Source organism: Leptospiraceae bacterium (assembly GCA_024233835.1).
Lineage (GTDB): Bacteria > Spirochaetota > Leptospiria > Leptospirales > Leptospiraceae > JACKPC01.
Map to the genome: position 1 here is coordinate 67,733 of JACKPC010000005.1, position 13,531 is coordinate 81,263.

Sequence of the window (13,531 nt, forward strand, 5' to 3'; positions counted from 1 at the left end):
ATTCAATAAGTTATTTACTAATTGAATAACATCTTTTGCAACCAGATTTCTCTAAAAAAGCAAAAATCCTTTACTTGGAAGGAATATTATAGAGGCTTGGGCTAGCATGGAAAAGAAAAGAGTTTTGTTCGTATGTCTCGGAAATATTTGTAGATCTCCCGCTGCGGAAGGTGCTTTTACAGATCTGGTTCAAAAAAGTAAACTCGAATCTAAATTCATTATTGATTCTGCCGGGACGGGAGAGTGGCATATTGGAGAGCTTTCTCATCCAAATACAAGAAAAACGGCTAAAAAGCGAGGAATTGAATTGATTCACAGGGCCAGACTCTTTACCCGTGATGATTTTGATAAATTTGATTACATTCTTGCAATGGATTCTTCCAATCTTTCCAATATACTCGCCATGGCTAGAAACGAAGAAGATAAAAAGAAGGTTTTTAAATTTCGCAGGTTTGACCCGGAAGTGGAAGGCGAGCCCGATGTTCCTGATCCTTACTATGGAGGCCTGCAGGGTTTTTCAAATGTTCAGGAAATTTGCGAAAGGACTTCTAAGGGGCTTCTGGATTGGATATTAAAAAGCTAAATTCTCTTCTGCCTTCTCTTCAGAGATATGAAGCTTTAAATGGAGCTGAAATTTCTCGTATAGAATTTTATTCTTCCAGTCTTTTTCCCCTGTATAAAGCAAAAACCTCTTCTAAGGACCTTGCTATAAAAGTTCTTGATTCCTTCAAAATGGCAGAATCGGAATCTCATGCCCTGATTTACATGCAGGAGCAGGGTGCTTTCGTTCCCTATTGTTACGGTTTTTTCTCACAGGCTGAGAAATACTACCTTGTGATGGACTTTATCGAAGGAGGGGGAAGGCGCTCGGAAGATTCCATTTACAATTCCCTGTTCTCTCTGTACAGGAATACTTCTACTCACTGGGGCTGGAAAGAGCATAATTATATCGGAAATATTTACCAGACAAACCGTTTGAGTGAATCGTTTCGAGAATACTGGCTGGCCTACCGGATAGAGCCTTTAATTCGATTGGCAGAACAGAAAGGAGAGCTGGATTCTTCCCTGGCTCATAAATTGATTCAGCTCATTGATCATCTTATTGAAATATGGAAATTGGAAAAGCTTACTCCCCGCTTGATTCACGGTGACCTCTGGTCCGGGAACGCGATTGCCGGAAAAGAGGGAAAACTCTATTTGATTGACCCCTGTCTGGCCTTCGGTCACCCCGAACAGGATTTCGGGATGATGAGGATGTTCGGAGGTTTCCCCGGTTCCTCCTGGATGAAACGCCTTGGTGATTCCTTAAGTCTGGATCCTGAACTGGAAGAACGCATCCCTTTCTGGCAAATTTACCCGGTTTTAGTTCATATTGTGATTTTTGGTAGATCCTATTTAAGTTCTCTGAATACGATTATCAGAGCTTATTCCTGAAAATTGAATATTTTTAGAAAAGGTATTTTTGTCTTTTAAAAAAAGAAGTGCAGTATAAGCTGAATGTAAGTTACCATGTTGAAAGCCAGTTTTATTATAAGAGTATTTCTTCTTATCTCTATATTCATATTTCCTTTTTTATCCTGTAAGGAAAAGAAAGTTCCTCTTCCCGAAATACGGAATGGAAAAATGGATCTCAGGGGGAATACAATTTTGAATTATCGCGCCATTCCCTTAAATGGAAGCTGGGAATTTTACTGGCAAAAATTTCTGGAACCGGGTTCCAAACCTAAAGAGGACAAAATTTCTTATATCACAGTTCCTTCTCCCTGGGGGGAAAATTCTCTAAGAGAAGAGAAAATTCAGCATAAGGGTTTTGGAACATACCGAGTTTTTCTTCAACTGGAACCGGAAAAAGATTTTGCCTTGAAGCTAAATATAATCGGTTCTGCCTGTGTTCTCTATGTAAACTCGAAACCTTTATTTTCGAGCGGAAAGACTGGAAAAAGCCTTTCTGAGTCGGTTCCTTTTCTGAAACCTGCTGTTCTGTTTCTACCCAGAAGTCCGGATGGTTCTTATGAGCTTGTATTACATGTTTCTAATTTTCATGACAAGACCGGCGGACTCTGGAACTCCATTTATCTTGGTTCGAATGAGCAGATCTCAGCTATGCAAAAAAAGAGTTTTGCTGCGGATTTATTCCTTACCGGTAGTCTTTTAATAATGGCCTTTTATCATCTTGGCTTATTTATATTGAGAAGGGAAGATGAATCTACTCTATTTTTTAGTTTCTTTTGTCTTCTACTTGCCGTTAGAAGTTTGTTAACAGAAGAGCGTTACCTGTATGAATTACTTCCTTCTTTAGACTGGAATGTGGGTCTCAGATTAGAGTTTCTTACCTTCTACCTGGGTTTTCCGGGATTTTTATGGTATTTGCAGGCCATTTTTCAAGATATACCCTATTGGGCTTTTGCAAAAGTTCTTATCTATCCGATTCTTGGAGTTTCCCTGCTTTTACTTCTTTTACCCTCACATCTTTTTTGCTATACTCTGTATCCCGTTCAGATCATGGCTTTATTCGCAATTCTTTATGTGTTATTTATTATGGTCTATGCCCTTGCGAAGAAGTTGAAAGGGGCTAAAGTTTTTCTTCTGGGAATAAGCATTTTTGCTATTTTCTTTTTGAATGATATTTTTTACGGAATGCAGCTCATACATACCGGTAACTATAGTTCTCTTGGTTTATTTGTGTTTATATTCAGCCAGGCCTTTTCTCTTTCTATGCGGTTTTCTCATGCTTACTCTGTTTCAAAAAAGCTCTCCGGTACTCTAAAAGAAAGAAACCAGGAACTCTACCTGTTAAAAGAAAACCTTGAAGTGATGGTACATGACCGAACCCGAGAATTGGCTGTAGCTAAAAAAGAAGTAGAGAAGTTAAACGAATTTTCGCGTTTGATCAATGAAAGTGTGGATCTGGATTATATACTGAAGCAGGTATATCGTTATGTTTTTGAAAACCTGGGTCTTGACATTCTCTGGCTAACACTTGTGAATGAACAGGAAAATTTCCTGTATGCGTATAAATGGAGTAGTCCGGATGATAATCCCATACAGGAGGAGAAATTAAAGTTTTTAAAAAATTATACACATAAGCTGGAGCCGGAACTCGGAACCTTGTATTATACGTATAAGAATAATCAAATTCTGTATATTCCAGATGTTAGAGAAAATGTTGATGAAACCAGGGATGTTTACTTGAATCATTATAACCAAAAGAAAATCAGGGGAACCAAGCAGGACTTAAAAATCGTGCTCAGCGGAAGGTTACGAACTATAATCCAAATCCCTCTTGTTTTAAAAAATCGGGTAATAGGAATATTGAATCTATCTGCCTATGATAAGCAAATTTATCTTGATCCGAATCAGTTGCAAAGTTTGGAAAGGTTTTCTGAGCAAATTGTGGGTGTAATTCATAATTCTCATTTATTAGAAGAAACGGAAAAAGCGAAAAAACTCGCTGAGCAGGAGAAAGAAAAATCAGAGAAGCTTTTGCTGAATATCCTACCCAGAGATGTGGCCCTGGAACTTCGAGAAAAAGGATATACCGAACCAATTATGCACGATTGCGTTTCGGTTCTATTTACCGATTTTCAGGGTTTCACGAAAATTGCAGAGAAAATGGAGCCGGCGAAATTAATTGAGGAATTAGATAGATGCTTTTCTTATTTTGACTCGATAGTGGATAGATATAATCTCGAAAAATTGAAAACTATAGGGGATTCTTATATGTGTGCTGGAGGAGTTCCTATTTCTAATAAAACCAATGCGATAGATTGTATACTGGCTGCTATGGAAATACAATCTTTTATGCTACAGATGAAAAAGGATAAAATTCAAAACTCATTACCCTACTGGGAACTGCGGCTCGGAATCCACACAGGCCCTTTAGTAGCCGGAGTAATAGGAGAAAAGAAATTCGCCTATGATGTCTGGGGAGATACGGTGAATACCGCAAGTCGTATGGAATCCAGCGGCACACCGAACCGGATTAATATAAGCGGTGTTACCTATTCTAAAGTAAAAGATTTTTTCCATTGTGAATACAGGGGGAAGATTAATGCAAAAAATAAGGGGGAGATAGATATGTATTATGTAAATGGACTTCTTCCTGAATTTTCTTTGAATGGAGACGGGAAAACACCCAATGAAACTTTTTTTATAGCCTATGAAGCATTAAAAAATTCCTGATCCCCTATTTGAGAAAAATACCGATACTATGGATAGGGTTTTTTAGGGGTCTATGGATAGATTTAAAAAGATTAGCAATAAGTTCATTATAATGGCGATTGTCGCCCTGACCTTTGCGGTGGCTGTCACCGGTATCATGAGCTATTTTTTTGCAAGGGTATCTCTTCTGGATAGGCTTCAGTCTTCGGATCTCATTCACCTTGCTTCCTTAAAAGCCGAGCAAATTGATAGCCGTATTCAAAGGGCCATTGAAACCTCCCTTCAGCTGGCAGATGACCCCCTTCTTCGGGACTGGTTTTCTGAAAAAGAGAAAAATAAAGTCCTGACAAAATTCGTTCAAAAGAAGCTGGATTTATTGATTGAACAATTTGAATACAGTTCAGCTTTTGCAGTAAATAAGGATACGGATCATTATTATACCTCCGGGAAACAGACCTTTTTCATCCTCGATAAGAAAGAGCCTTATAATGAATGGTATGAGAGGACACTTCGTTCCGGTATTAAAAAGCAAATAAATATTAACCGCAAGAAAATGGGCAGTAATAAAATTTCGGTTTTTATCAATGTGCTGATAGGAGAAGCAGGCAATCCCCAGGGTATAGCCGGTATATCATTAAATTTTGATCGTTTTGCTTCTGAGTTTATACGAACTGAAACTGAATTTGATGCAAGGATCTGGCTGATTGATAAAACCGGAGTGATACAGTTATCTTCTTCCGAAGAGGATTATCAAAGGAATATTTCCTATTACATCGGAAAACAGATGATTCAGCAGATCCTGGAGAATAAAACAGCCAGTAAGGTTCTGGAATATTTTGATGAAAAGAGGGGAATCACAGACCTGATTTATGCTCCCATGAATTCCACCGACTGGATAGTTGTTTATGAAGTTCCAAGGTCCAAAACTACAGCCCCACTGAATTCCATAGCTTTCGGTACGATAGGAGTCTGTGTTTTATCGGTGCTTCTGGTAGTATTTGTCTTTTATTTTGGAACCCATTCGATTACACGGCCCATTAATAAGCTTGTGGAGGCTTTTACGGCTCTTGCTTTTGGAGATGTCAGGCAGAGGATCGAGGATATCCCTAATGATGAGCTTGGAAAGCTGGCTTTAAATTTTAATGCTTTCACAGAGATCGTAGGTGGGGTACTGGAAATTGTGAATGAAATTTCGGTAGAACTGGCTTCCTCAGCAAGAAAAATGTCGAATTCTGCCAGAAGTTATTCGGATAATACACAGAACCAGGCAGCAACCACGGAAGAAATCAGTTCTTCTATAGAAAGTATTTTTCACATGATAGAAAAAGTTGCCGGTACAGTAAAACACCAGTCTCGGAATCTGGATTCCTTAATTGATAAATTAGTGGAACTTTCGGGACAAATTCGGGGAATGAATCAGAGTATTCAATCTACTCAGGATAGTATTCATCTAATTTCAAGAGAAGCTTTTCTTGCAGGAAAATCCTTAAAGGAAATGGAAGACTCTATGACCTCTCTGCACAAGAGCTCCAGGGATATGCTAAAAGTGATAGGAATAATAGGAGACATTTCAAAAAAGATAAACCTTCTCTCTTTAAATGCAGCCATAGAAGCGGAAAGGGCAGGGGATGCCGGCAGAGAATTTGCTGTTGTTGCCGATGAAATCTCAAGACTTGCCGAGCAAACCTCAGTCAGTATAAGGGATATTGATAGGATCATTCGAACCAATGCCGATGAAACAAATTTGGGTATGGAAAATGTTTCTACTCTAATAGATAAGACGAATACGATTCTTGTAGGGGTTCATGCGGTCGCCGAACACATGGAAAGTGTGGCTTCTTTTATGCAAAAGCAAATTTCCATTAATCACCTTGTTGAGAACGACATTGCTACAGTTCGAACTTTTTCAAACCAGATTGAATCTGAGACGGGAGAACAAAAACTTTCTTTCCAGGAGATTGTGAAATCAATAACGGTGATTAATGAGATTACTCAGTCCAATTCTTCTGCATCTACAGATTTAGCAGATAATGCTTCTTCGGTAGCAGGAATTGCTGAGTCCTTAAAATCAAAAGTAGAGTTTTTTAAAGTTTGAAAATAAAAAGTATTTTACTTGATCGTATAAAGACGTAAAAAAATATGGTAAAAACAACCTTTTTGGAGGTATGAGGATATGCCAGAATCATTTCCAGAACTGGAGGCCTATTTTCAAAGATTGACAGATATAACCGATAATATTGCTATCATTAACACTCCATACGATGCGGATCATGATAAAGACTTTGCGGATATGGAAGCATTTTTTACAGATATTGCCGGTCGTAAATGGGAAGATTGTGAAACAAATTATTATGATTTATTCACAAGTTATTTTACATTCCACATGAAAATCATCGAAGAGACTATTAAGGAAGCAAGGGAAATCCTTAATCCGGAAAAACGTCCCTATTTAAAGCACCTGGTGAACTATAGTAAGAAAACATCTGAGTGGTTTGCACAACTGAAAAGGCGGCGTAGAACGGTTCTTCTAGCTACTGCGGTTTAATCCTGCGAATCGGTTTTTTTGGGAAGTGAGCCTTCGGTGGCTCGCCTGCAATTTAAAAAACTCTCGACTTTCTTAGGGAATATACCTGGGTTCCTTTAGGATAATTGATACCTGGAAAACTTTTCCTGAGTATAAATTCCGATTTACACAAAATTCCCGTATGGAGAATATGATCTTCAATGTCCGATAAGCCTGAAGCGGACTTCCTGTGGTGGGTATTCCATGACTCATTTCGGAATACAGGCTTTCACGGGAATTATGTGTATGAGAGAAAAAAAATTTTTATTATATCCGCTTTTTCTTTTTTTGGGATTATTTTTATTCGATAAGCTATTTCTTTTGGATAAGGTAAAAGACTATATAAAGTCTGATTTTACTTATCTTTACTATGAAGCCAAAGAAGATATTTATCGGGAACTGTTAAATAAATACGGTAAAGGCAAGAAGGGCGATAAAAAGCTAATGGTCGTTCTCGGTTCATCGAGACTTTTGTACTTTGATGCGCGGGAATTAGAAGAATATTATCCTGACTGGGATATATACAACCTTTCTTCTGCGGTTACTACTCCGGCTTATTATTACTATTATCTTGAGAAGTTGCTTGATAATGGAGTTAAGCCCGAATTTATTTTGCTTGAAGCAGATCCTTATCAATTTAATGACAATACTCCTGTCTTTAGAAAGTCCAATTTAACTTATAGCTTCGATCCAATTTTTATCTTACGACATGCTTTCTTATTCGGTAAGACGTATCTCAGTTTTTATTTTGGTAAGTTTTTATTTGCCAGCGGGAAAAATAAGCCCTATATAGATACAGCCCTGAGTCGTCTTCAAGAACCGGAAAAAATGAAGCTTCGTATTAAGATAAAGGATGCCACGAGGGAAGCTCTTTTAAAAGATAGGGGACATGCACTTTCCCCTGTTGCCTCTTATGTAGAGAAGGACTTTGCCGTATTGAAAGCTACCAGTGATAGAACTTTGAGCTGGATATATAGCTCCTACAAGCCTTCTGATATGCAGTACACCTTTTATGAGAAGTCTCTAAAGCTTTGTAAGGAAAACCAGATTCCCCTCGTAATCGTATGGCCTCAGACTTCCATTCCTATGCAGGAATTGATTCGAAAGGCAGCATTTGCTTCCGAGTGGGAAAAACGGGCTTCCGCGATTTCAAAGAAGTATTCATATAAAATTTGGGATATGGACAGAGATCCGGATTATTATTGTAATAGCTTTGCTGATGGGGGACATATGGCTAAAGATTGCTATCGTAAGTTTATACGTTATGCGATGGTAAAGCTGTACAATATAAAAAAAGGAAAGCAGGAATAAATGTCTTATCTCGCCAGATATAAGGTGGGTCTGGATGCAAGACCTCTTTGTTACGGGATGACCGGGAATTCCCGTTATTTATTTGAAGCCCTGACTTATTTGTGCAGGGATGATTCTCCTTTTTACTTTGTTCTTCTGGCGAATAAGGAGATTGATCCGATATTTATTCCATTTCTTGAATCGAATCGAAAATATTTGGAAGTAAAAGTTGTGAAGAAATTTGGTGCATACTGGTTGAATTTTATTCTTCCAAAAATGCTGAAAGAATCCGGGGTTCATATTTTTTGGGGAACTTTGCAACTTTTACCCTTTTGGAAGTTGTCTCTGCCATCTATTGTTAATTATCATGATTTGAATTTCGTTTCAGCTCCTGCTACTATGGCAAAAGGAAACTACTGGCAGCACAGGCTTATGTCTGCGAAAACCATGAAAAACGCAGATAGAATCTTATGCTTATCTAAAAATACAATGACAGAAATTGAAGCCTATAGGCCCGCCGTAAGCTCCAAGTTACGACTTGTTTATCCGGGGGTAAACAAAAATGAGAAAAATTCTCAAATTCTTCCCGATATAAAAGAACCCTATTTTTTTTCTATCGGAACCTTAGAACCCAGAAAGAATCTTGAAACTTTGATACGGGCATTCCGTATTTTTAAAGAGAGCGATGTGGCTAAGGATTTTTCTCTTGTTCTGGCCGGTAGAAAAGGCTGGGGGGACTCGGCACTCCTACAGGAACTTGTCAGGGGAGAACTAAAAAACGAAGGAATTCTTTTTATTGAAAATCCCTCCGAAGAACACTTAAGTTCCCTTTATCGGAATGCTGCGATTTTCTTTTTTCCATCTCTACATGAAGGTTTTGGTCTTCCTATTCTCGAAGCCCTGGTGGAACAAAAGAAATGTGTGGTTTCTGAGATCCCGGTATTTCGTGAAATTATAGAAGAATCTGTGGATTATCTCGTTCCTCCTTTGCAGGTGCAGGCCTGGGCTGATAGTATGCTAAAAATAGCGAAAACAGGTAACTTCGCGAGAAAGACTCCCTGGAAAGCGGAAGATTGGACCTGGAAAAAAACTGCGGAGAAAATAGAAAAGGAACTGCTTCTATTATGTGAGCAGAAATACGGAGAAGTAAAGAATGCTGTTTAACTCTGTAGAATTTCTCATATTCTTTTTTGTAGTGATTATTGTTGGGAATCTTCTAAAGAATAAGACCGAGAGAATTTTTTTGTTGCTTGTGTCTTATTACTTTTACATGTCCTGGAATCCTAATTTTATTTTTCTTATCATTTCTTCTACTTTACTCGATTACTTTGTTGCTTTACAGATTTCTAAAGAAGGTCAGTCTGAGCGAAAGAGGAAGCTGTTTTTATCTCTTTCTCTTATCGGGAACCTGGGCTTATTAAGTTATTTTAAATATACTAATTTTCTTCTGGGTATATTTAACGATCTAAATATTTTCACAACCTATCGTTTTCCTAAATATGAGATTATTCTCCCGGTAGGAATTTCGTTTTATACCTTTCAATCTATGAGCTATACGATTGATGTTTATAGAAAGGAAATTGAAGCTAAAAAGTCAATTATTGATTTTTCTTTATATGTAGCCTTTTTCCCGCAATTGGTTGCAGGGCCTATCGTTAGGGCTTCTACCTTTTTCCGGGATTTAGGTAATCGTCTGACCGTCACTAACGAAGACATACAGATCAGCATTTCGAGAATTCTTCTTGGTTTTATGCGAAAGTTGGTTTTTGCTGACAACCTCGGGGTTGTAGTGAATAATACTTTTGCTAATTATCAAACTATGAGTCCACTTGAAATTTGGGTGGGTGCTATTGCCTTTGGCTGGCAAATCTATTTTGACTTTGCCGGATATACCGATATTGCGATTGGAGTTGCGAGATTATTTGGTTTCCAATTTGATGCCAATTTTAATTTTCCGATGTCCTGTGCCAATATTTCTGAGCATTGGACGAAGTGGCATATATCTTTTTCTACCTGGATACGAGACTACATTTTTATTCCCCTCGGAGGTTCGAGAGGTTCTACCTGGCTAACTTACAGAAACCTGTATATTACCTGGCTTTTTGGGGGTGTATGGCACGGTGCAGCCTACCATTTTGTTGCCTGGGGTGTATGGCAGGCCGTTATGGTACATTTTCATAGAGAATATGCTCGTACTAAATTTAGAAAAACCTTAAATGAAAAGGGAGGAATGGCCTATGACCTTTTCTCAAGGGTTATAACCATGTTTTTTCTTGCCTTTGGTTTTGTAATGTTTCGAGCTGAAAATATGACCAAAGCTATAGGTATGATGAAAGCCATGTTATTTATCCCCATGAATACTATGAGTATGCTTTCATTTCGAAATTATAATTACGCCATTCTATTGGTAATTTGTTATGCAGCCAGTTATATTTTTTCTAAGAGGAATGTGGAGGAAATGGGAAAACAGGGAAACCGTTTAATTTATGCAAATATTGCCAGTTTATTCCTGATTCTCGTTTTTGGAGCAACCGAGAAACAAAAATTCCTATACTTCGATTTTTAATATGAACTTTTATAAAGATAAACGTTTTTATATTCCAATTTTATTTTTCCTGATCTTGGAAGTTCTTCTTCAACTGGGACTATATGTTCCTTTTCTCAGGAAAAATTCATACGCAGCGAACGTGAACCGAATCCTTCATCATGTGCAGGAAAAGCAAAAAGAACATGATCCGGATATTTTGATCCTTGGAACTTCCGTTGCCTATCAGGGGCTTTCGATGAAAGCTATGAATGAATCTATGGGAAAATATGGCTATAAGGTGCAATCGATTGCCATTCCGGGTTCCGAGCTATTGGTACAGGAGTTGGCTACTGAAAAAGTTTTAAGAAAATTTAAAAAGGTAAAACTTCTCATCCATGTGATGGAGGTTACAATGCCCTGGGTTCAAGCTACCGATCTTTCGATACCTACCCTGGCTATGATTTCCGAGTTTAACCGTATTCAGGCTGCTATAGAGCTAAAGAAATTTTATTATCAACCTTCTTATGAGGATTACGGTTTTGTGTTAATTCGAAGTATTGCTTATCGAAGGGACCTGCGACATTTTCTCTTAGCTCCCGGTGAAAGGATGAAGCATTACTTCAGGGCTTTGAAAAATCCTAATACGGGCATTGCTGATTTTGAAAATGATTCCAGAGAAAAAATTTCTCATTATCCTCTGTTGAGTATTGAGGATTGTATTAAGAAGACAAATCCGGCCAATGGAGAAGTGATTCCTGTCGGTTCGAATTACTATCATAAAAAAGCTTTGTATGATACCTGTTTACTGGCAAAGAACACAACAAAGGAATTCAAAAAAAATAAAAGTACCGAGTTATATTTTAAGCGTTTAAAGTATATTTATGATAGATTAAAAAAAGAGAATATACGTATTATTAATGTAATGGCTCCTTATAGTGATTTAATTGAAGAGTTAAATAAAAAAGAGAGATTTGAATTATGGAAAGAAGAGTTAGGAAAAATGAATGGAGCAAAAGCAGAGCTAATTGATTTGCAGGATATATTTTTGCCGGAAAAAAATGGAGATTATTTTTATGATCTGATTCATTTGAATCATTATGGAATGATTCGATTTACTGAGCATTTGAATCAGTATCTTGAGAAAAATATCAATAGGTTGATGAAGGACTAGTATGCTATTTACTTCTTTATTGTTTTTAATATTTTTTCTGATAGTTTATGTTGTTTACTGGTCTGTACCGAGTCATAAAGGAAAAGAGATCTCTCTCCTGATTGCTTCTATTCTTTTTTATGCAAGTTGGAGTTTACCTTTTCTTTTTCACTTTCTTGTCGTTGTTGTAATTAATTATTACTTTCTAAGCTACATACAAAAGAATCGTTCCAAAAAAATGATCACTTTTATTGTATTCATAAATTTATTAAATCTCGGATTTTTTAAGTATTTCTATTTTCTAAATTCTGTTTTATACGATATAACAGGAATTATATGGTTTAAAGAGTTCGGTACTTCTCTGAAGATTATACTTCCTCTTGCTATTAGTTTTTATACTTTTCAGATACTGGCCTTTACAATCGATATATATCGAGGAAAATATACAGAGGATATTAGTCTTTTGAACTATATGGTTTTTATTATGTTTTTCCCTCAGTTAATCGCCGGTCCGATTATGAGGGCTAATGAGTTTTTACCTCAACTTCAGGGAAAAACAGAAATCGATTTTAAGTCAGATTATATTTATAAAGGAATGCTTTTGGTGGCTCTCGGAATCGTAAAAAAAGTTTTAATTGCCGATAATATTGCCGGGGTAATCGACCCCGTCTGGCAAAATCCATCTCAGTATTCAAGTTTTGAACTTTTCATTGCGATTCATGGATTTACCTGGCAGATTTATGGAGACTTCGGAGGCTATACAGATGTAGCCAGGGGAGCGGCTTATCTTCTCGGCTATGAGATACCTGAGAACTTTAAAGCTCCTTTTCTTTCTGCTTCTCCGCGTGAAATGTGGCAAAGGTGGCATATTACCCTTTCTACCTGGTTACGCGACTATTTATATATTCCTCTCGGAGGAAGCAGGGTGGGGGAATTTCGAAATCAGTTTAATCTCGTTTTAACTTTTGTGCTGGGTGGACTCTGGCATGGAGCAGCCTGGACTTATGTAATCTGGGGTTTTTTTCATGGATTCTTTTTGGTTCTCCAGAGAATCATGGAGAAACTGGGTTTTAAGCAAATTTTTCCGAGTTTTCCGGGAAAAATTGTCTCTATTTTCTTCACATATCATTTATTTTTTCTGGGTGCCATACCCTTTAGATCGAAAAACATGTCTGATTTTTTCCTTGTGAGTGAAAAGGTATTTCTCTGGAATTCAAATATCAAGAGTTCTATATTAACGGAAACCGTTATTGGACTGTGTTTTTTAGCATTACTGATTCAAATATTTGAATATAAGGAATATTTTCCACGGGTTTTATGGAAAATAAGACCTGTATTCACTCCTCTCATTTTCCTGCTCTTGCTCATACTAATCGGTCTTTACAGTGGAACAGGGAAGGAATTCGTATATTTTCAATTTTAAGCTTTACTTTCTAATTTCCAGGTATCTACTTCCAATTCAAAGCCAAGGCTTCCGAGGATAGTGAGAGTCCTTGAACTTAATCGATAACCATCCGTATTTTCTCCTGAATACTCTATTGTACAGTATAGCTTGGCAGTGTAATCTTTTGCTATATCTTTAAAAAATTGCCTATTATCAGATATTCTTTTTAAAATATCAAGAATGTGCTGTTCTAATTCCTCGAAAGCGGAGAGTCTGGAGTTTAGCTGCCATTTACCCGGCATGGGTCTACCTTTCAGATCTTTGTATGAGGAGTTTTGCTCATAGTCGGGTTTTAAGCCTGACTTTTCGGTTATAAGGGCAGGATCGAGGTTCTGTCCACTTAAAATTAAAATGACTTTAGACTTCGGTATACTCAACATACTGAAGAAAATGTAA

General features: G+C 37.4%; 11 protein-coding genes. 10 read left to right on the forward strand and 1 reads right to left on the reverse strand.

Features of this window, described 5'->3' with window-relative positions; translation table 11 throughout:
* Positions 1-106: 106 nt before the first annotated feature.
* The 10 genes from H7A25_20545 (at position 107) to H7A25_20590 (ending at position 13,114) form a co-directional block, all read left to right on the forward strand.
* Positions 107-583 (forward strand): low molecular weight phosphotyrosine protein phosphatase, encoded by a 477-nt coding sequence (locus H7A25_20545; protein ID MCP5502297.1) that lies wholly within the window; start codon positions 107-109, stop codon positions 581-583.
* Positions 565-1,434, forward strand: coding sequence for a fructosamine kinase family protein (locus tag H7A25_20550; GenBank protein MCP5502298.1), 870 nt, complete (start codon positions 565-567; stop codon positions 1,432-1,434). The genes H7A25_20545 and H7A25_20550 overlap by 19 nt, the downstream gene beginning before the upstream one ends.
* Positions 1,435-1,509: 75 nt before the next feature.
* Complete coding sequence (locus tag H7A25_20555; GenBank protein MCP5502299.1) at positions 1,510-4,182, forward strand: hypothetical protein; 2,673 nt, start codon at positions 1,510-1,512, stop codon at positions 4,180-4,182.
* Positions 4,183-4,234: 52 nt separating this feature from the next.
* Positions 4,235-6,256, forward strand: coding sequence for a methyl-accepting chemotaxis protein (locus H7A25_20560; protein ID MCP5502300.1), 2,022 nt, complete (start codon positions 4,235-4,237; stop codon positions 6,254-6,256).
* A 78-nt stretch (positions 6,257-6,334) separates the two neighbouring features.
* Positions 6,335-6,706, forward strand: a complete 372-nt coding sequence (locus H7A25_20565; protein MCP5502301.1) for a PLU-1-like domain protein — start codon at positions 6,335-6,337, stop codon at positions 6,704-6,706.
* 264 nt (positions 6,707-6,970) lie between these two features.
* Complete coding sequence (locus H7A25_20570) at positions 6,971-8,035, forward strand: DUF1574 domain-containing protein (GenBank protein ID MCP5502302.1); 1,065 nt, start codon at positions 6,971-6,973, stop codon at positions 8,033-8,035.
* Complete coding sequence (locus H7A25_20575) at positions 8,036-9,178, forward strand: glycosyltransferase family 4 protein (GenBank protein MCP5502303.1); 1,143 nt, start codon at positions 8,036-8,038, stop codon at positions 9,176-9,178.
* The gene (locus tag H7A25_20580; GenBank protein MCP5502304.1) at positions 9,168-10,580 is read left to right on the forward strand and encodes an MBOAT family protein; all 1,413 of its coding nucleotides are present in this window, start codon (positions 9,168-9,170) and stop codon (positions 10,578-10,580) included. The genes H7A25_20575 and H7A25_20580 overlap by 11 nt, the downstream gene beginning before the upstream one ends.
* 1 nt (position 10,581) lies before the next feature.
* A complete protein-coding gene (locus H7A25_20585) occupies positions 10,582-11,712 on the forward strand; it encodes an SGNH/GDSL hydrolase family protein (protein MCP5502305.1) in 1,131 nt (376 codons plus the stop codon).
* A 1-nt stretch (position 11,713) separates the two neighbouring features.
* Positions 11,714-13,114: an MBOAT family protein gene (locus H7A25_20590; GenBank protein MCP5502306.1), complete on the forward strand. Its 1,401-nt coding sequence runs from the start codon at positions 11,714-11,716 to the stop codon at positions 13,112-13,114.
* Here the strand turns inward: H7A25_20590 and H7A25_20595 are convergent.
* Positions 13,111-13,515 (reverse strand): DUF4279 domain-containing protein, encoded by a 405-nt coding sequence (locus H7A25_20595; GenBank protein ID MCP5502307.1) that lies wholly within the window; start codon positions 13,513-13,515, stop codon positions 13,111-13,113. The two genes, H7A25_20590 and H7A25_20595, sit on opposite strands and share 4 nt — an antisense overlap.
* Positions 13,516-13,531 lie beyond the last annotated feature (16 nt).

Coding starts and splice junctions, on each gene's coding strand:
- H7A25_20545 (MCP5502297.1), top strand. CDS start 107: ATGGAAAAGAAAAGAGTTTTGTTCGTATGTCTCGGAAATATTTGTAGA.
- H7A25_20580 (MCP5502304.1), top strand. CDS start 9,168: ATGCTGTTTAACTCTGTAGAATTTCTCATATTCTTTTTTGTAGTGATT.
- H7A25_20565 (MCP5502301.1), top strand. CDS start 6,335: ATGCCAGAATCATTTCCAGAACTGGAGGCCTATTTTCAAAGATTGACA.
- H7A25_20575 (MCP5502303.1), top strand. CDS start 8,036: ATGTCTTATCTCGCCAGATATAAGGTGGGTCTGGATGCAAGACCTCTT.
- H7A25_20555 (MCP5502299.1), top strand. CDS start 1,510: ATGTTGAAAGCCAGTTTTATTATAAGAGTATTTCTTCTTATCTCTATA.
- H7A25_20570 (MCP5502302.1), top strand. CDS start 6,971: ATGAGAGAAAAAAAATTTTTATTATATCCGCTTTTTCTTTTTTTGGGA.
- H7A25_20595 (MCP5502307.1), bottom strand. CDS start 13,515: ATGTTGAGTATACCGAAGTCTAAAGTCATTTTAATTTTAAGTGGACAG.
- H7A25_20560 (MCP5502300.1), top strand. CDS start 4,235: ATGGATAGATTTAAAAAGATTAGCAATAAGTTCATTATAATGGCGATT.
- H7A25_20585 (MCP5502305.1), top strand. CDS start 10,582: ATGAACTTTTATAAAGATAAACGTTTTTATATTCCAATTTTATTTTTC.
- H7A25_20590 (MCP5502306.1), top strand. CDS start 11,714: ATGCTATTTACTTCTTTATTGTTTTTAATATTTTTTCTGATAGTTTAT.